We start from the raw sequence: 18,457 nt of genomic DNA on the forward strand, positions 1-18,457 counted from the left end.
ATCGTCGTGGACACCCCAGGTCCCCCGATCAATGAGGTCGCGCAGTTCGCGGGGCGGAAGGCCACCATCCAGCGATTACAGGATATTGCAATCGAGAAAGCTCGCCACGCCATTATTTTCGGCGAGAGAGGGGTCGGGAAGACCTCTCTGGCAAACATATTCCACAAGGATCTGAACTCCGAGACGAGGCGGGTTCGAGAGATTGCGGTTGACGCAGATAGTGCTGACAGTTTCGACAGCCTATGGAGGAAAGTGTTTAGGCGTATCAAATGGGAGGGTGATGATGCGACACTCGATCTTCAATTTCCTGCTCCAATCGAGCCCGACCACGTCTTTCTTCAGTTGGGGCGATTTGGTCAGAATGAAATTCCGATTATCATTATTGATGAGTATGATCGGATAAGTCCGACGAAATCGCTCGAGTGTTTGTAGAGTCCTTTTTGAGGCAGAAGCCTGCATTGTATACCACGCTAGCTATACAATTCACCTTCGAGTGTTTTGAGAACGTGTGCATGGCCCCGACCTGGTGGAACAGTCTCAAGAAAGTCGAACAAGAACTCCTGACTCGGCGCATGATGTCATTTGGACAAAGTGGGAACAACTATTTGGAGTTTGCGGGAGTTGAACGTCTCAAGAACCTCGAACCGTAGTGCCTTCCAATCGATCGCGCCTGCTGCCATTGATCTCGCTCCATTGCCGCGTAACCTTATAGCACTTACTCAATAAGTGCGAAAGTTACTCAATAGGTGCGCCATCGGCGCGCCTCGAAGATTTTGAGGCCGAAATACCCGTTAATCCGGCATTATGCTGCAATGCGAGAGATCGCGTGCTGCTATGCAAACAAGAACATGGACACTGGCATCTGGTATACATAGATTGCCCTTCGAAATGAGACAGCAAGATTGACTGTTCTCAAGAAAGGGATTTCCAATGTCCAAGACCGCTTCCGTTGCTCTCGCCCCCTCCTCCTCGCTGTTCGCCCGCCTGATGGCCGCGATCGACAGCCTCCTGATGGCGAGCGCCGAGATTTCGAATCACAACGGCGACCTGCCGCGTTTCGGCCTGTAAAAAAGGCCTTGCCCGCCCCGCCGAGCGGCGGGTTGGCAAGCCCCGCAGACGCTGCGTTTGATCAAATGGCCCCGCATGTCGGGGCCATTTTGTTTTTCGTCCTCGCCACGCTCGCGACCGCATCTGCGACGATTGGTCCGCCGACGTGACCCGCCGATCCGATTGTTTGGCTGCTGGCATCTCGCATACCATTCGGGAACCAAGAACGGTTTCACAATCAAAGGTGTAAGGCGGGGAAACGTAACGCGGGACGGGAACGGCCGAGGGGAGACGCGTGCCGCGAACCCCGGCAGAGCCTTAGCCGAAAGGAGCGGATGCCGCGCGTTGTCCCTGCTCATAGAGTTTCTATCGGGACTGCCGTGGGAGATCGACCGCAAGGGTGACCCCAGGGCAGGTGAATCGAGATGGGCTGACGCAAGCCGACAAAGAGCGGCTGCGTTCGAGGTTCGACAGGGAGAGAAACATGAAGCCATTCGTTCTGAATGTCGCTTTGGCGGCAGTCGCGATGTCGTGCGCCAACAGCACCCCAAGCCGTGCTGCCTGGGAGCCGGTCCGTCCGGTCGAGTTCATCGTGCCCGCGGGCACCGGCGGCGGCGCCGATCAGATGGCGCGCACCATCCAGGGCATCGTTACCAAGCACAATCTGATGAAGCAGCCGCTGGTCGTCATCAACAAGGCCGGCGGCGCAGGCGGCGAAGGCTTTCTCGATGTGAAGATGTCGTCGGGCAATCCTCACAAGATCATCATCACGCTGTCGAACCTGTTTACGACACCGCTGGCAACGGGGATTCCGTTCAACTGGAAGGATTTGAGCCCGGTGGCGATGCTGGCGCTCGATGAATTCGTGCTCTGGGTGAATGCAGAGAAGCCGTACAACACCGTCAAGGACTATGTCGACGCCGTGAAGAAAGCGCCGCCCGGCTCATTCAAGATGGGCGGCACCGGCTCCAAGCAGGAAGACCAGATCATCACGGTCGGCATCGAGAAGGCGATCGACTCGAAGTTCACCTACATCCCGTACAAGGGCGGCGGCGAAGTTGCCGTTCAGCTCGTCGGCAATCACGTCGATTCGACCGTCAACAATCCGATCGAGGCGGTCGCGCAATGGCGCGGCGGCAAGCTCCGTCCGCTCTGCGTCTTCGACGCCCAGCCGATGGCCTATGACGAGCCGATCGCCGACGGCAAGGCCTGGAAGGATATTCCGACCTGCAAGTCGCAGGGCCTCGCGATGGAATATCTGATGCTGCGTGGCATCTTCATGTCGCCCAAGGCCACGAAGGATCAGATCGAATACTACGTCGAGCTGTTCAAGAAGGTCCGCGCCACGCCGGAATGGCAGGATTTCATGAAGAACGGCGCCTTCAACACGACATTCCTGACCGGAGCAGAATACGCGAAGTGGGTCGAGGCCGAGGAGAAGCGCCACCAAGGCTTGATGAAGGAAGCCGGCTTCCTCGGGTCGGGAAACTGACCCGCGACATCGACGACGGCTGAGGACGCTACGCGTCCTCCCGTCTGCCGCGACCGCGAAAGACTGCGTCCGCCTGGAGGTCACATGACTGAACAATCCGGATCCGAATCCGGCCCCGCACACAAGACGCTGGAAATCGGCATCGCGCTATTGATCGGCGCCTTCGGCCTGGTCGTGATCTTCGGCAGCCTGAAGGCCGGCATCAACTGGGGCGCGGAAGGCCCGCGTGCCGGCTTCTTCCCCTTCTATGTCGGCGCCACCATCGTCGGCGCCAGCGCCATCAACCTCTGGAGCGCGCGACGCGACGGCGACGGCCGGCTGTTCGCAACATGGGGACAGCTTCGCCAGGTCATGAGCGTCGTCGTGCCCACCGCGATCTATGTCGGCTCGATGCCGTTCATCGGCCTCTACGTCGCCTCGATGGTCTTCATCGCCTGGTTCATGCGCTGGCTCGGCGGCTATCGCTGGCTGACGACCATCGCAGTGGCGATCGGCATGCCGGTGCTGACCTATCTTGTTTTCGAGCGCTGGTTCCTGGTCCCGCTGCCCAAGGGTCCGTTCGAGGAATGGCTCGGTCTGTAAGAGCCGCGCCGCCATCCGTTACTGCTGCAGGACGTATCGATATGGAAGAGTTGGCCAATCTGTTTCACGGCTTCGCGGTCGCCCTGCAGCCCTACAACATCATGCTGATGATCATCGGCATCACGCTCGGTGTCATCATCGGCGTGCTTCCGGGACTCGGCGGCGCCAACGGCGTCGCGATCCTCCTTCCCCTGACCTTCAGCATGCCGCCGACATCGGCGATCATCATGCTGTCCTGCATCTATTGGGGCGCATTGTTCGGCGGCGCCATCACCTCGATCCTGTTCAACATACCCGGCGAGCCCTGGTCCGTGGCGACCACCTTCGACGGCTATCCGATGGCGCAACAGGGCAAACCCGGCGAAGCCCTGACCGCCGCCTTCACCTCCTCCTTCGTGGGCGCATTGTTTGCCGTCATCATGATCACGCTCGTCGCGCCCCTCGTCGCGGGCTTTGCGCTGCGATTTGGTCCGGCGGAGAAGTTCGCGGTGTACTTCCTCGCCTTCTGCAGCTTCGTTGGCCTCAGCAAGGAGCCGCCGTTCAAGACGATCGCGGCGATGATGATGGGCTTTGCACTCGCGGCGGTCGGCCTCGATTCGATCACGGGACAGTTGCGGCTGACCTTCGGCGTCACCGAGTTGCTCAACGGATTCGACTTCCTGATCGCCGTGATCGGCCTGTTCGGCATCGGCGAGATCCTGCTGACCATGGAGGAAGGGCTGGCTTTCCGCGGCGGCAACGCCACCATCAACCTTCGGGTCGTGCTTCAGACCTGGCGGGAATTACCCTCCTACTGGATGACGTCGCTGCGCTCCTGCCTGATCGGGTGCTGGATGGGCATCACGCCCGCTGGTGCCACGCCGGCATCCTTCATGAGCTACGGCATCGCCAAGCGTCTGGCACGACGCGGCAACAATTTCGGCAGGGGCGAGATCGAAGGCGTGATCGCGCCGGAGACGGCCGCACATGCCGCCGGCACCTCGGCGCTGCTGCCGATGCTGTCGCTCGGAGTGCCGGGCTCCCCGACTGCCGCCGTCCTGCTTGGCGGCTTGTTGATCTGGGGCCTGCAGCCCGGCCCCATGCTGTTCGTCGAGCAGAAGGAGTTCGTCTGGGGCCTGATCGCGTCGATGTATCTCGGCAATCTCGCCGGCCTCGTCGTCGTGCTCACCTGCGTGCCGATCTTCGCCGCGATCCTCCGCGTGCCCTTCGGCATCATCGCGCCGCTCATCCTGGTGCTCTGTGCGATTGGCGCCTATTCCGTGCACAACAGCACCTTCGACGTGATGCTGATGCTGGTGTTCGGCGTGCTCGGCTATCTCCTGAAGAAGTGCAACTACCCGCTCGCGCCGCTGGTGCTCGCCATCGTGCTCGGCGACAAGGCGGAGGAAGCCTTCCGCCAATCGCTGCTGGGATCCCAGGGCTCGCTCGGGGTGTTTTTCTCCAATGGCCTCGTCAGCACGATCATGGCGCTCGGTCTGGTCGCCCTGTTCTGGTCCGCGATCCAGGAAGGCTACAGCCGCCTGCGCACGTCGATGGCGCGAGGCGCGCCGCCGGCGCAATCCGCGCCGAAAAGCGAAGGCCGAATCTCTCCGCACTAGGCTTCTGGAATAAAGAATTCCAGGAAATGGGCGGTCCCCGAACGTCCGCGCCTCGGGCCGCGCGGGCGGCGCACGCCCCCTCGGCAACTGAAAGTCCGAACGGAGCGGGTCTGCCGGCAGTTCTTTGCGCCCTTTGCAAAAACGAAAATCTCCTCACAAAATCAATCTGTTGACGTGACCCGGTCGCCGCCGTCGCGGTTACGCCGCAGCGTTTTGGGCTTTACAATTCCTCGGCAATCGCGCATGTGAACGACTCCCGCGATATTTCGCCGCACCTCCAGTCCTCTGCTTGAATCTTGGCATAATGAATACCAGGATGCGGGCAGCGCATGCATAAAAATGATCGGCGCGTTCGGGAGGGTTTTTATGACGGACATGGTGCAGTCAACAGCGGCCCCAAGTGCCGCGCGCGTCAGCGATGCTTATCGCTGGGCGCAATTGGCCATCGGCGTAGGCGCGATGGTGATGATCGCCAACTATCAATACGGCTGGACGTTCTTCGTCCCCGACATCCAGAAGAAGTTCGGCTGGGATCGCGCCTCGATCCAATGGGCCTTCACCCTGTTCGTTTTGTTCGAGACCTGGCTCGTGCCGGTCGAAGGCTGGTTCGTCGATAAATACGGCCCGCGTATCGTGGTGCTGGTCGGCGGCCTGCTCTGTGCCATCGGCTGGGCGATCAACGCGCAGGCGACAACGCTCAACGGCTACTATCTCGGCATGATCATCGCGGGCATCGGCGCCGGCGGCGTCTACGGCACCTGCGTCGGCAACGCGCTGAAGTGGTTTCCGGACAAGCGCGGTCTTGCCGCGGGCATCACGGCCGCAGGCTTCGGTGCAGGCTCTGCGCTGACCGTCGCGCCGATCCAGGCCATGATCAAGGACAGTGGCTTCCAGACCACCTTCCTCTATTTCGGCCTCGGGCAAGGCATCATCATCTGCCTGCTCGCCTTCTTCCTGCTGGCGCCGAAATCGGGCCAGGTGCCGAACGTCGTGGTCAATGCCGCGCTGCTCCAGTCTCGGCGCAACTACCAGCCGACCGAGGTGCTGCGCCAGCCGATCTTCTGGCTGATGTACTTCATGTTCGTGATCGTCGGCGCCGGCGGCCTCATGGTGACGGCGAACCTGAAGCCGATCGCGGCCGACTGGAAGGTCGACAACGTGCCGGTCACGCTGATGGCGGTGACGATGACGGCGGTGACGTTCGCGGCGACAATCGACCGCGTGCTCAACGGCCTGACGCGTCCGTTCTTCGGCTGGATCTCCGACATGATCGGCCGCGAGAACACGATGTTCATCGCCTTCGGCATGGAAGGGATCGGCATCTGGTTTCTCTACCTCTGGGGCCACGATCCGATCTGGTTCGTGCTGCTCTCGGGCTTCGTGTTCTTCGCCTGGGGTGAGATCTACTCGCTGTTCCCCTCGACCTGCACCGACACGTTCGGCGCCAAGTTCGCGACCACCAATGCCGGCCTGCTCTACACCGCGAAGGGCACCGCCGCGCTGCTGGTGCCGATCGCCAACTACATGCAGCAGTCGTCGGGCACCTGGGACAGCGTGTTCATCATCGCGGCAGGCGCCAACATCCTGGCTTCGCTGCTGGCGATCGTGCTGCTCAAGCCCTGGCGCAAGGTCGTGGTCGCGAAATCGACCGTCTGACCCGCTCCACCACAGTTCACTGAGCATGACGCCCGGCCTCACGGCCGGGCGTTTTCGTTTGATGCGAAGACACTGCGATGCCGTGGAGAGCGGCTGGAACCCGCGCATTTTGTTGGACGGGGAGCCAAGATAAGGCTTGCAATCTGGAATATGGTATACCAAGCTCCGCGCCGCGCTTGCGACGATAAGCCACAACATTTGCGACACTGGGTCATCTTGCAATCCCACGTCGCAGTTAATCAGCGCGTTGGGAGGTTCTTGATGATTTCCAGCTTGGACGGCGCCGTCACGGCCGCGCCTCTTCGCACCGGTTTCCGCTGGCTCCAGCTCGTGATGGGCATCGTCTGCATGGCGATGATCGCCAATCTGCAATACGGCTGGACGCTCTTCGTCGATCCGATCGATGCGGCCCATCATTGGGGACGCGCCGCGATCCAGCTCGCTTTCACCATCTTCGTCGTCACCGAGACCTGGCTGGTGCCGGTCGAAGCCTGGTTCGTCGACAAATACGGCCCGCGCATCGTGGTCATGTTCGGCGGCGCGATGATCGCGCTCTCGTGGATTCTCAACTCCTACGCCGATAGCCTCACCCTGCTCTACGCCGCCGCGATCATTGGCGGCATGGGCGCGGGCGCGGTGTACGGCACCTGCGTCGGCAACGCGCTGAAATGGTTTCCCGACCGCCGCGGCCTCGCAGCGGGCGCGACCGCCGCCGGCTTCGGCGCCGGCGCCGCGCTCACCATCGTGCCGATCGCGAGCATGATCGTTTCGAGCGGCTATCAGCACGCGTTCCTCACCTTCGGCATCGGCCAGGGCCTGATCGTGTTCGTGCTCGCCTTCTTCATCCAGCCGCCGCGGATCTCGATTCCGCCGAAGAAGAAGCAGCTCAATTTGCCGCAGACCAAGATCGACTTCACCCCGCCACAGGTGCTGCGGACCCCTATTTTCTGGGTGATGTATCTCGTTTTCGTCATGGTCGCTTCCGGTGGCCTGATGACCGCGGCGCAGATCGCCCCGATCGCGCACGACTTCAAGATCGCCGACACGCCGGTCACCCTCGCCGGCTTCCAGATGGCGGCACTGACCTTCGCGATCTCGCTCGACCGCATCTTCGACGGTTTCGGACGTCCCTTCTTCGGCTGGGTCTCCGACACGATCGGCCGCGAGCCCACCATGTTCATCGCCTTCGGCACGGCGGCGGTGATGCTGCTGGCGCTGTCGGCCTATGGCCACGTGCCCGTCGTCTTCGTACTCGCTACCGCGATCTATTTCGGCGTGTTCGGCGAGATCTACTCGCTATTCCCCGCGACCTGCGGCGACACCTTCGGCTCGAAGTTCGCGACCACCAACAACGGCATGCTCTACACCGCCAAGGGCACAGCATCCCTGCTCGTTCCGCTCGCCAGCGTGATCTCGACCGCCTATGGCTGGAAGGCCGTGTTCGTAGTCGCAGTGGCGCTGAACGCGACGGCGGCGCTGATGGCGTTGTTCGTGATCAAGCCGCTGCGCCGCTCCTTCATCCTCGGCAAGGAAGCCGAGAGCGCTGACACCGCAACCGGCAACGCCAAGACCGAGACGGCGTAAGCCACCAACGCGTTTTGCAGGGCTTGAGAAGGGGCGCAGCGATGCGCCCCTTTCTTTTTTGCACGCGGCAAACGTCAGCATTGCTGCCGCAAGATTTTTCGGATCAGCCAAATCCAGCGCTTGACGATTGGCATTATGTATACCACACTTGCCCCTGTCATTCACCCAGGGAGGTTGCAATGCTGGTCGGAGACATTCTGCGCAAGAAGACGCCGCGCGTTGTCACGGTGCGAATGAACGAAACGGTGGGTATCGCCGCCAAGCTGATGCGCGCCAACAACATCAGCGCGCTGGTCGTGAAGGACGTGGTCCGCTCCGAAGGCAACACCGCGGTCGGCATGTTCACCGAGCGTGACGTGGTGCGCGCCGTCGCCGAGCACGGCGCGGCCGCCGTCAACGTCAAAGTCTCGCAGCTGGTCTCGGTGCAGCAGCTCGTGTCCTGCACCTCCTCGGACACGATCGAGCATGTCCGGCACCTGATGAACCGTCATCACATCCGCCATTTGCCCGTGATCGACGATTACAGCCTCGTCTCGGTCATCAGCATGCGCGACATCGCCGCTGCCGTTGACGAGGCCACCAACTCGACGCCGCAAGCAGCCTAAAGCGGCAAGCCTTCCCCTGCGACTACCGGCCCCGGCTCGGATCCTTCCGAGCCGGACCGGATCTTTCGTCCCAAATTCCGGCTTCTGCTCCTTCGAGGACTTCATGAAGATCTGCATCTACGGCGCCGGCGCGATCGGCGGTTATCTCGGGGTTCAGCTCGCGCGCGCGGGCGCCGATATCAGTCTGGTCGCACGCGGCGCTCACCTTGCCGCGATGCGCGAGCGCGGCCTCTCGCTGCTCGCAGGCGAGGAGAAGCACATCGTGCATCCGCGCTGCACCGACGATCCCGCCGAGCTCGGCGTGCAGGATTACATCATCATCACGCTGAAGGCGCATTCGATCACCGGCGTGATCGAGAAGATGCAGCCGCTGCTCGGGCCTCACACCCGCATCGTCACCGCGGTCAACGGCATCCCCTATTGGTACTTCTACAAGCACGGCGGCCAATACGAGAATTCGACGCTGGAGAGCATCGATCCCGGCGGCCGGCAGTGGCGCGAAATCGGCGCCGAGCGCGCCATCGGCTGCATCGTCTATCCCGCCACCGAGATCGAGGCGCCCGGCGTGATCCGCCACGTCTACGGCAACAATTTTCCGCTCGGCGAGCCCTCGGGCGAGATCACGCCGGACGTACAGCGCCTCGCCGATCTCTTCGTCGCAGCCGGGCTGAAAGCCCCGGTGCTCGACCGCATCCGCGACGAGATCTGGCTGAAGCTGTGGGGCAATGTCTGCTTCAATCCGATCAGCGCGCTGACCCATGCAACGCTCGACGTGATCTGCACCGATCCGGCGACGCGCGCGCTGTCGCGCGCGATCATGGTGGAGACGCAAGCCATCGCCGAAACGTTTGGCGTCAAATTCCGCGTCGATGTCGAGCGCCGCATCGAGGGCGCCCGCAAGGTCGGCGCACACAAGACCTCGATGCTGCAGGATCTCGAGCGCGGCCGCCCGATGGAGATCGACCCGCTCGTCACAGTGGTGCAGGAGATGGGCCGTCTCACCGGCATCGCCACGCCCGCGCTCGACTCGGTGCTCGCGATGGTGACCCAGCGCGCCCGCATCGCCGGCCTCTATGACGGCGTCTCGACACCATCAGATCCTCGCGCACTGGCGGTGGCGTGATGGCGGGCGAGATGAAACAGTGGCTGCGCTTCCGCCACGCCGGTGCGACCGGCTTCGGCACGCTGACGTCGTCAGGCATCAGCGTGCACGAGGGCGAGATGTTCGGCCACCATGCGGCCACCGGCAAGGCTCTGGCGCTGTCGGACGTCGAGCTGCTCGCGCCTTGCGTACCCAGCAAGATCGTCGCTCTCTGGAATAATTTCCACGCGCTCGCCGCCAAGCTGAACCAGCCCGAGCCGCCGGAGCCGCTCTATCTGCTGAAAGCCACCACCAGCATCACGACGCCCGGCGCGGTGATCCGCCGCCCCTCTTATTACGACGGCAAGACCACTTACGAGGGCGAGCTCGGCATCGTCATCAGCAGGACCTGCGCCCGCGTCTCCCCTGGTGAAGCGGACAGCTTCATCTTCGGCTACACCTGCGTCAACGACATCACCGCCAACGACATCCTGACCAGCGACCCCACCTTCCCGCAATGGGCCCGCGCCAAGGGCATCGACGATTACGGCCCGTTCGGACCCGTTATCGCCACCGGCCTCGATCCGGCCAAGCTCGTGGTCCGCACCATCCTCAATGGCGCGGAGCGGCAGAACTATCCGATCTCGGATATGATCTTCAGCGCGCAGGAGCTGGTCAGCAGAATCTCCCATGACATGACCCTGCTCCCCGGCGACCTCATCGCCGTCGGCACCTCGGTCGGCGTCGGCGTGATGAAGGAGCCGGTGAACATCGTGACCGTCGCGATCGACGGCATCGGCGAGCTGACCAACGAGTTTCGGCTATAGCGGCAGGCACCGTCCCGTAGCGTAGCCGGATGAGTGAAGCGCCATCCGGGATCACGCTCTTCCGCGAACGTTTCCCGCATATCGCTTCGCTCATGCGGGCTACAAATAAAGGGGCGGGCGTAAGATGGGTAGAGCATAGCGAAACCCATCATCTCTCCTCAGCGAAGCGGCTGATGGGTTTCGCTTCGCTCTACTACGGGCTACGGACAGCCATCACGCAGCTCCGAAACATCCGTACACATCACATCTCCGCGCGCCCGACATATGCCGCCAACATGTCCCGCGCTCGCCGCAACTTGGACGCATTCGGCCGCCCTTCTGTGAGGCGTGTCTGGGGGCACGGCATCGCCGTGTTTGGACCAAACCTGCTAGGGGTATGACTGTGAAGAAGATTGTAATTGCTCTGGGTGCCACGCTTGCTCTGGTGACGGCTGCGAACGCTGCGGATCTGCCGCGCCGCCAGCCCGTGCCGGTCTATCCGGCTGAGCAGGCTCCGATTGGCAAGATGCCGATTGGCAAGAGCCCGGTTGGAAAGGCCCCGATCGGCAAGGCGCCCGGCCCGGTCGCAGCGCGTTACTGACGCGCAATACGATACGCATCTCGCGTAAAGCGGCTGAGAGTCGAGGGGCAACAGCGTGACGTACAAACCTGATCGATCCGGATCCTGCATCCTCGCGGGCTTCGCGCTCGCGGCCATGATCGCATGCACGATGCCCTCGGCCTCGGCCCATGAAGCGAACAAGCGCGTTGCCGATGCGAACGCGCTTGCTACGAACGACACCGCATCACGACCGGCGCCGCAAGCGACGCGGCGTCCCGTCGCGCGTGCGGAGAAAGGTCCGTACTACGTCGACTTCCGGGCACGAACCGCCGCAAGCTGGGGCCACGCCTTCGTCTGGTACGGCAAGACCAGCGAGCGTGCCGTCGAGGTCGCGGGCCTCACGCCCGCGGGCGACACGCTTGCTTACGTGCTCGGCCACATCACCTTTGTGCCCTCCGAGACCGGCGCGAGCTACGGCGATCTCGATCCGGAATATCTGACCGCGAGCTATCGCGTGTACCTCAACGAAGCCGACGCCAAGCGCGTATTCGCCTATATCAAGAAATTGCAGGCGAACTCGCCGGTGTGGAACGCCGAGACCGCCAACTGCACCGGCTTCATCGGCGACATCGCCGAATTCATGGGATTGCAGGTCCCCAACCGCTGGCAGCGCCCGGAAAACTTCGTCAACCGCCTCAAGGAAATGAACGGCGGCCGCCAGATGGTGCGGCTGTCGGCGGAGTAGTTCTTCGGTCCATACTCGGTGTCATTGCCCGCGAAGGCGGGCAATCCAGTATTCCAGAGGCTGCGAAGCTAGAGCCGAAACGCCGCGGCGTACTGGATGCCCCGGTCAAGCCGGGGCATGACGACGGCGTATGAGGAAGGAGCTTGCGCCGTCAGGTAGCGACGCAATCCAATTATCCGCCCCGCGGAATCCCCCTCGTCCCCGCATGATCGCCCCACCCCAATCGCACGCCCCGCTGATAGACTTTTGCCGGCCCGGGCGGCATCCTGACGCCAACACGCGATAACGGAGCGCCACACCGGCGGGGGAAACAGAGCATGTTGCAGACACGGTTCACCAAACTCGTCGGCGTCGAGCATCCGATCGTCCAGGGCGGCATGCAATGGGTCGGGCGGGCCGAGCTGGTCGCCGCGGTCGCGAACGCAGGGGCGCTCGGCTTCATCACCGCGCTGACCCAGCCGACGCCGGGGGATCTGACCAGGGAGATCGCGCGCTGCCGCGACCTCACCGACAAGCCCTTTGGCGTCAATCTCACCATCCTGCCCGCGATCAAGCCGCCGCCTTATGCCGAATACCGCGCCGCCATCATCGAGAGCGGGATCAAGGTGGTCGAGACCGCCGGCAACAAGCCGCAGGAGCATGTCGACGAGTTCAAAAGGCACGGCGTCAAGGTCGTGCACAAATGCACCAGCGTGCGGCACGCGCTCTCGGCCGAACGCATGGGCGTCGACGCCATCTCGATCGACGGCTTCGAATGCGCCGGCCACCCCGGCGAGGACGACACCCCCGGCCTGATCCTGATCCCGGCCGCCGCCAACAAGGTCAAGATCCCGATGATCGCCTCCGGCGGCTTTGCCGACGCCCGGGGCCTCGTCGCCGCGCTGGCGCTCGGTGCCGACGGCATCAACATGGGCACGCGCTTCATGGCCACCAAGGAAAGCCCGATCCACCAGCTCATCAAGGAGAAGATCGTCGCCAATGACGAGCGCGAGACCGAGCTGATCTTCCGCACCATGCGCAACACCTCGCGCGTCGCGAAAAACGAGATCTCGACCAAGGTCGTCGCGATGGAGAAGGAAGGCGCCAAGTTCGAGGACATCCGCGAGCTCGTTGCCGGTGCCCGCGGCAAGATGGTCTACGCGACGGGGAATTCGGACGAAGGGATCTGGTCGGCCGGCCAAGTGCAGGGCCTGATCCAGGACATCCCGAGCTGCGCCGAGCTGGTCTCCCGCATCGTGCGCGAGGCAGAGGCGATCATCCGCGGCCGGCTGGAGGGAATGATTGCGGGCGCAGCGGCGCAAGCGGCAGAGTGATCGCTGATGTGATTTGAACACGGCGCCCGCCACCGCGAAGGTATGCTCCCTCGCCCCGCTGCGGGGAGAGGCGAAGAGCACCGCCTCCGGTTAAACCGGTTCGTCAAATGCCAGAAAGCAACTTATGAAGGCTTACGTCTACGGCCCTGATGGCGCTACGATTTCCGACGTCGCTCAACCAAAACCTAAGGGCACGCAGGTGCTGGTCCGCGTCCGCGCCTGCGCCCTCAACCGCGCCGACACCGGCATGCGCAAGGGGCACGCCCACGGCGCGGCCGGCGGCGTCGGCACCGTGCTCGGCATGGAATGGGCCGGCGAAGTCGCCGAGCTCGGGCCGGATGCGAAGGGCGTGAGGGTCGGCGATCGCATCATGGGCTCGGGCAGCGCAGCGTTTGCCGAATATACGCTGGCCGATCACGGCCGGCTGTTTCACGCGCCCTCGAACATGAATTTCGAGGAGGCGGCCACCCTGCCCGTCGCGCTCGCGACCATGCACAACGCCGTCGTCACCGTCGGCGGCGTGCAGGCGGGCCAGACCGTGCTGATCCAGGGCGCGAGCTCCGGCGTCGGGTTGATGGCGATGCAGATCGCCAGGCTCAAGGGCGCAAAGCTCGTGATCGGCTCGTCGACCGACGCCACCCGCCGCGGCCGGCTGAAGGAGTACGGCGCCGATCTCGCCGTCGATAGCTCCGATCCGAAATGGGTCGACGACGTCCTGAAGGCAACGGACGGCGAAGGCGTCGATCTCATCGTCGACCAGGTCTCGGGCAAGGTCGCCAACCAGAACCTCGCTGCAGCGAAGGTCAAGGGCCGCATCGTCAATGTCGGCCGGCTCGGCGGCACCCATGCCGACTTCAATTTCGACCTGCACGCCGCCCGCCGCATCGACTATGTCGGCGTCACCTTCCGCACCCGCACCATCGAGGAAGTCCGCGAGATTTTTGAGGAGGTTCGGAAGGATATCTGGAGTGCGGTGGAAGCGCGAAAGCTGCAGTTGCCGATCGACAAGGTGTTCGCGTTCGACGACATCGACAAGGCGTTCGAGCACATGGAGGCGAACAAGCATTTGGGGAAGATCGTCGTGACGGTGTGAGGGTGTGCTGACCGAAGTAGAGCGACCGCCCCGCACTCTCCGCTCGTCATGGCCGGGCTTGACCCGGCCATCCACGTCTTTGCCACTCGGCACGAAGAACGTGGATGCCCGGGACAAGCCCGGGCATGACGGAGAGAGGTTGACTTCGCTCCTGCAACTCACTTGCGACTACAGCTGTGGATCGTGGCTTGATGTTCACCCACGCCCTGCTAAATCCCCGCCATGACCTCCCAGCCCAACAAGACCACGGTCGCCGCGATCTCGATCTTCGCCAGCGGCGGCATGGCGGCGGCCAAGTTCGTGGTCGGGATCGCGATCGGCTCGCTGGCGCTGATCTCCGAAGCCCTGCATTCCTCGATCGACCTGGTCGCGACCATCATCACCTGGGCGGTCGTGCGGGTGTCCGACAAGCCGGCGGACGAGGAGCACCATTATGGCCATGGCAAGCTGGAGAGCATCTCCGCGCTCGGCGTCACCGCCCTGCTCTACGTGCTCGCCGGCGGCATCCTGGTCGAGGCCTATAGCCGGCTGCGCGAGGGAACCCCGCCGCCGACCATTTCGGCCGTGCCCTTTGTCGTGCTGGTGATCGACATCGCCGTCAATCTCTGGCGCGCCCGCGCGCTGCACCGCGCCGCGCAGGAGACCAGGAGCCAGGCGCTGGCCGCCGACGCGCTGCATTTCGCCTCCGATGTCATGGGCTCGTCTGCCGTGATCGTGGGCCTGGTCCTCGCCGGGCTCGGCTTCTGGTGGGGCGACGCGGCCGCGGCCGCCGCCGTCGCCGTGCTGATCGCGGCTCTCGGCCTGCGCATGGCGGGCTCGACGGTGCAGACGCTGGTCGACCGCGCGCCGGAGGGCGCCCAGGAGAAGGCCACGGCCGCGATCCGCAGCGTGCCCGGCGTGATCGATGTCGAGCGGCTGCGCCTGCGCATGGTCGGGGCGACCATGTTCATCGACACCATCGCAAAGGTGCCGCGGACCTATCCGATCGACCGCGTCGAGGACATCAAGCACAACGCGCAGGCCGCCGTCACAAGAGCGTTCGGCGACGCCGACCTCACCTTCACCGCCGTCCCCGTCGCACGCAACAACGAGACCGTGCGCGACCGCATCATGGTGATCGCGCGCAATTCCGGCCTCGCCGTCCACCACGTCACGGTGCACGACCTCGGCACCAAGCTGATCGTCGGCATCGACCTCGAGGTCGACGGCGAGATGCAGCTCGAGGCCGCCCATGAGGTCGCCAACACGCTGGAACGCAACATCCAGGAGGAATTCGGCGAGGACGTCGAGGTCGACGTCCATATCGAGCCGCTGGAACCGGAGTTGCCGTTCGGCGTCGACGCCTCGCCGGAACGGGTGCAGACAATTGCCGCCGCGCTGGCCGAGTTTGCCGGCGAGGGCGAGATCCACGACATCCACAATGTGCGCGTCCGCAACACCGACGCCGGCGAGATCGTCAACTTCCACTGCCGCGCCGCGCCGTCGATGAGCGTGATCAGGGTGCACGAGCATGTCGACGCGATCGAGCGCGCATTGCGGCGCGCGTTCCCGAGCGTGAAGCGCGTCATCAGCCACGCCGAGCCGCCGCGCGCGTGACTTAGTGCGCCAGGAGTCACACGTTCTCGTTTCGGACTCCTCACGCACGTGAGTTTGCGGACTCTCGATGCGCAAACTGCGCGTTGGATAAGAATAATTTCGCGTTAACGATTCGTTGACTCTCGACAGCCCGCGAAAACTGGATTCAAATCGGTGTGATTCGAAAGCGACGTGGGGCTGCTTTCGAGCCTAGTTGCAAGCAGGTTTTCAGGGGGCCGAAGGCATGTCGCGTGCAGACGCCGCGAACGCGTGCGTCCAATCCGATTCGATCAAGGGATTGGCGCAATCGATCGCGAAACCTGCCTATCACCGGCTACTGATCGCGGAGCCAGCGCTGCGCCGCGCCGTGCCGACGCTCATCATCGCCTTCCTGATCACGATCTGCCTCGGCGCGTTCGTGCAGGTCGTCGACCAGACGCGCCAGAAGCGGCTGGTGATCCGTCACGACATCTCGGCGCTCGCCGATTTGCTCGCCGAACGCATCGACCGCCTCACCTCCGTGCGGCAGGAGCGGCTCAAGAACATCGAGAGCCTGCCGACGCTGCTGCCTGACCTCATTCCGTCCTGGGGCACGGCCTCGGGCCGCCATGTCATCGTCACCTCGGCCGGCATCGACCGCCGTATCCTCGCCCGCATCCCGATCGAGAGCGATCCCTCCGGCAACGACCGCCTGCTCGATGCGATCACGACGGCGCAACTTATCGCGGCGCCGCCGCGCGACGGCAACATCGCCGACATGACACTGCCGAACGGCAACGCCGCGATGGCGACCTCGCGGCAGATCAAGTCGCTGCCCGGCTTCGTCACCGTGATCCAGGAACGCAACGAGCCGATCTGGGGCTCGGACGCCGCGCTCTCGGTGACGCTGTCGGCGACCACCGGCTTCGTGGTCCTGATCCTCGGCTTTGCCTTCCACTGGCAGTCGACCCGCGCCCGCGAAGGCGACCTCATCAACGACGCCGTGCGCGGCCGCATCGACACCGCGCTCAACCGCGGCCGCTGCGGCCTGTGGGACTGGGACCTGTCGCGCGGCCGGATCTTCTGGTCGCAGTCGATGTTCTCGATGCTCGGCCTCGACGGCCGCAACGAGCTCCTCACCTTCGGCGAGGTCAACGCGCTGGTGAAGTCCGACGACATCGATCTGTTCGAGATCGCCGATCGGCTCATCTCCGAGAAGATCGACCACATCGACCAGACCTTCCGCATGCAGCATGTCGACGGCCACTGGATCTGGCTCCGCGTCCGCTGCGAAAAGACGCGCGGGGCGACCGATTCCAGCGTCCACCTAATCGGGATCGCCGTCGACATCACCGAGCAGAAGAGCCTCGCCGAGAAGACTGTGGAAGCCGATCTTCGCCTGCGCGACGCGATCGAGACCATTCCGGAAGCCTTCGTGCTGTGGGACGCGAGCGACCGCCTGGTGCTCTGCAATTCGCACTTCCAGCGCTTGCACAAGCTGCCCGACACCGCCGTGATCCCCGGCACCTCCTACGAGACCGTGCTCGAGGTCGGTCGCATGCCGGAGGTGCGCACCCGCCACAACGAGACCGCGGCCCAAGGCCCGGGCGCGCGTACCTTCGAGGCGCAGCTCGACGACGGCAGCTGGCTGCACATCAGCGAGCGCCGCACCAAGGACGGCGGCTATGTCTCGGTCGGCACCGACATCACCCGCATCAAGGAGCACGAGCAGAAGCTGGTCGACAACGATTTGCGCCTGCGCGCCACCGTCATCGACCTCAAGCGCTCGCAGGCCGCGCTCGAACGCCAGGCGGTCGAGCTCGCCGATCTCGCCGAAAAGTACCAGCGCGAGAAGACCCGCGCCGAGGAAGCCAACCAGACCAAGTCGAAATTCCTCGCCAATATGAGCCACGAGCTGCGCACGCCGCTCAACGCCATCATTGGCTTCTCCGAGATCATGGGCTCGGGCATGTTCGGTGAGCTCGGTTCGGAGAAGTACCAGGAATACTGCGAGGACATCCTGACCAGCGGCCACTATCTGCTCGAGGTCATCAACGACATTCTCGACATGTCCAAGATCGAGGCCGGCCGCATGAAGCTCGACATGGAAGAGCTGGACCTGTCGCGAACGCTGGCGGAATCCCTGCGGGTCGTCACCGGCCGGGCGCAGGACAAGCACCTGACGCTCGACGCCGACATCGCCAAATCCATCTCCGTCGTCGCCGACCGCCGCGCCACCAAGCAGATCATCGTCAACCTGCTGTCCAATGCGGTGAAGTTCACACCCGACGGCGGACGTGTCGTGGTGCGCAGCCGGCAGCTCGACGACCGGATCGTGCTGATGATCGCCGACACCGGCATCGGGATCGCGCCGCATTCGCTGGCGCGACTCGGCCGCCCGTTCGAGCAGGTCGAGAGCCAGCTCACCAAGACCTATCACGGCTCGGGACTGGGCCTCGCCATCGCCCGCTCGCTGGCGCAGCTCCACGGCGGCTCGATGCGGCTGCGCTCCAAGATCGATGTCGGCACGGTGGTGCGCGTGACGCTGCCGCGCGACGCGATCAAGGCCTCCGGGATATCGGCGGCGGCTTAGAGCTTCATGTAGATCCGGCTGGCTTTAGGTTGAATCGATTGCCGCGGCTCGTTCACCTCTCCCGCTTGCGGGAGAGGTCGGCGCGAAGCGCCGGGTGAGGGCTGTCTTCTCTAGGGGATTGTCCCATTGCGGAGACACCCTCTCCC

Annotated in this window: 16 protein-coding genes; all 16 read left to right on the forward strand. The window is 63.7% G+C overall.

The features are described 5' to 3' along the window. Positions 1–6: 6 nt before the first annotated feature. The gene (locus ACR9YP_RS32045) at positions 7–432 is read left to right on the forward strand and encodes an ATP-binding protein (RefSeq protein ID WP_438109702.1); all 426 of its coding nucleotides are present in this window, start codon (positions 7–9) and stop codon (positions 430–432) included. A 498-nt stretch (positions 433–930) separates the two neighbouring features. Further along, positions 931–1,068: a hypothetical protein gene (locus tag ACR9YP_RS32050; protein ID WP_164934547.1), complete on the forward strand. Its 138-nt coding sequence runs from the start codon at positions 931–933 to the stop codon at positions 1,066–1,068. A gap of 463 nt (positions 1,069–1,531) precedes the next feature. Continuing rightward, positions 1,532–2,539 (forward strand): Bug family tripartite tricarboxylate transporter substrate binding protein, encoded by a 1,008-nt coding sequence (locus ACR9YP_RS32055; protein ID WP_474217838.1) that lies wholly within the window; start codon positions 1,532–1,534, stop codon positions 2,537–2,539. Positions 2,540–2,623: 84 nt separating this feature from the next. Then, entirely contained in the window at positions 2,624–3,121 is a 498-nt protein-coding gene (locus tag ACR9YP_RS32060; RefSeq protein WP_091892240.1) for a tripartite tricarboxylate transporter TctB family protein, read from the forward strand. Positions 3,122–3,162: 41 nt separating this feature from the next. Further along, positions 3,163–4,719 carry a tripartite tricarboxylate transporter permease gene (locus ACR9YP_RS32065; RefSeq protein WP_438109704.1) on the forward strand — a complete coding sequence of 519 codons (1,557 nt, stop codon included), beginning with the start codon at positions 3,163–3,165 and terminating at the stop codon, positions 4,717–4,719. A gap of 366 nt (positions 4,720–5,085) precedes the next feature. Next, complete coding sequence (gene oxlT / locus ACR9YP_RS32070) at positions 5,086–6,375, forward strand: oxalate/formate MFS antiporter (protein WP_438109705.1); 1,290 nt, start codon at positions 5,086–5,088, stop codon at positions 6,373–6,375. Between the two features lie 261 nt (positions 6,376–6,636). After that, a complete protein-coding gene (oxlT, locus tag ACR9YP_RS32075; RefSeq protein WP_370990844.1) occupies positions 6,637–7,959 on the forward strand; it encodes an oxalate/formate MFS antiporter in 1,323 nt (440 codons plus the stop codon). A gap of 179 nt (positions 7,960–8,138) precedes the next feature. Further along, positions 8,139–8,564 carry a CBS domain-containing protein gene (locus tag ACR9YP_RS32080; RefSeq protein WP_091892232.1) on the forward strand — a complete coding sequence of 142 codons (426 nt, stop codon included), beginning with the start codon at positions 8,139–8,141 and terminating at the stop codon, positions 8,562–8,564. Positions 8,565–8,667: 103 nt separating this feature from the next. After that, positions 8,668–9,687 carry a 2-dehydropantoate 2-reductase gene (locus ACR9YP_RS32085; RefSeq protein WP_438109708.1) on the forward strand — a complete coding sequence of 340 codons (1,020 nt, stop codon included), beginning with the start codon at positions 8,668–8,670 and terminating at the stop codon, positions 9,685–9,687. A gap of 11 nt (positions 9,688–9,698) precedes the next feature. Then, positions 9,699–10,472: a fumarylacetoacetate hydrolase family protein gene (locus tag ACR9YP_RS32090; protein ID WP_474217839.1), complete on the forward strand. Its 774-nt coding sequence runs from the start codon at positions 9,699–9,701 to the stop codon at positions 10,470–10,472. A gap of 376 nt (positions 10,473–10,848) precedes the next feature. Then, positions 10,849–11,052 carry a hypothetical protein gene (locus ACR9YP_RS32095; RefSeq protein ID WP_061020029.1) on the forward strand — a complete coding sequence of 68 codons (204 nt, stop codon included), beginning with the start codon at positions 10,849–10,851 and terminating at the stop codon, positions 11,050–11,052. Positions 11,053–11,107: 55 nt separating this feature from the next. Continuing rightward, entirely contained in the window at positions 11,108–11,758 is a 651-nt protein-coding gene (locus tag ACR9YP_RS32100) for a hypothetical protein (protein ID WP_370990840.1), read from the forward strand. 317 nt (positions 11,759–12,075) lie between these two features. Then, complete coding sequence (locus ACR9YP_RS32105) at positions 12,076–13,071, forward strand: NAD(P)H-dependent flavin oxidoreductase (protein ID WP_438109713.1); 996 nt, start codon at positions 12,076–12,078, stop codon at positions 13,069–13,071. A 124-nt stretch (positions 13,072–13,195) separates the two neighbouring features. After that, positions 13,196–14,164 (forward strand): zinc-binding dehydrogenase, encoded by a 969-nt coding sequence (locus tag ACR9YP_RS32110; RefSeq protein ID WP_474217840.1) that lies wholly within the window; start codon positions 13,196–13,198, stop codon positions 14,162–14,164. A 222-nt stretch (positions 14,165–14,386) separates the two neighbouring features. Beyond that, positions 14,387–15,760 (forward strand): cation diffusion facilitator family transporter, encoded by a 1,374-nt coding sequence (locus ACR9YP_RS32115; RefSeq protein ID WP_474217841.1) that lies wholly within the window; start codon positions 14,387–14,389, stop codon positions 15,758–15,760. 223 nt (positions 15,761–15,983) lie between these two features. Then, positions 15,984–18,311: a PAS domain-containing sensor histidine kinase gene (locus ACR9YP_RS32120; RefSeq protein WP_474217842.1), complete on the forward strand. Its 2,328-nt coding sequence runs from the start codon at positions 15,984–15,986 to the stop codon at positions 18,309–18,311. Positions 18,312–18,457 lie beyond the last annotated feature (146 nt).

Source organism: Bradyrhizobium sp. BR14999 (genome assembly GCF_056106085.1).

Bases quoted from the DNA above. Each gene is read 5' to 3' on its own strand.
- ACR9YP_RS32050 (WP_164934547.1), top strand. From the start codon at position 931: ATGTCCAAGACCGCTTCCGTTGCTCTCGCCCCCTCCTCCTCGCTGTTC.
- ACR9YP_RS32055 (WP_474217838.1), top strand. From the start codon at position 1,532: ATGAAGCCATTCGTTCTGAATGTCGCTTTGGCGGCAGTCGCGATGTCG.
- ACR9YP_RS32060 (WP_091892240.1), top strand. From the start codon at position 2,624: ATGACTGAACAATCCGGATCCGAATCCGGCCCCGCACACAAGACGCTG.
- ACR9YP_RS32065 (WP_438109704.1), top strand. From the start codon at position 3,163: ATGGAAGAGTTGGCCAATCTGTTTCACGGCTTCGCGGTCGCCCTGCAG.
- oxlT (WP_438109705.1), top strand. From the start codon at position 5,086: ATGACGGACATGGTGCAGTCAACAGCGGCCCCAAGTGCCGCGCGCGTC.
- oxlT (WP_370990844.1), top strand. From the start codon at position 6,637: ATGATTTCCAGCTTGGACGGCGCCGTCACGGCCGCGCCTCTTCGCACC.
- ACR9YP_RS32080 (WP_091892232.1), top strand. From the start codon at position 8,139: ATGCTGGTCGGAGACATTCTGCGCAAGAAGACGCCGCGCGTTGTCACG.
- ACR9YP_RS32085 (WP_438109708.1), top strand. From the start codon at position 8,668: ATGAAGATCTGCATCTACGGCGCCGGCGCGATCGGCGGTTATCTCGGG.
- ACR9YP_RS32090 (WP_474217839.1), top strand. From the start codon at position 9,699: ATGAAACAGTGGCTGCGCTTCCGCCACGCCGGTGCGACCGGCTTCGGC.
- ACR9YP_RS32095 (WP_061020029.1), top strand. From the start codon at position 10,849: ATGACTGTGAAGAAGATTGTAATTGCTCTGGGTGCCACGCTTGCTCTG.
- ACR9YP_RS32105 (WP_438109713.1), top strand. From the start codon at position 12,076: ATGTTGCAGACACGGTTCACCAAACTCGTCGGCGTCGAGCATCCGATC.
- ACR9YP_RS32110 (WP_474217840.1), top strand. From the start codon at position 13,196: ATGAAGGCTTACGTCTACGGCCCTGATGGCGCTACGATTTCCGACGTC.
- ACR9YP_RS32115 (WP_474217841.1), top strand. From the start codon at position 14,387: ATGACCTCCCAGCCCAACAAGACCACGGTCGCCGCGATCTCGATCTTC.
- ACR9YP_RS32120 (WP_474217842.1), top strand. From the start codon at position 15,984: ATGTCGCGTGCAGACGCCGCGAACGCGTGCGTCCAATCCGATTCGATC.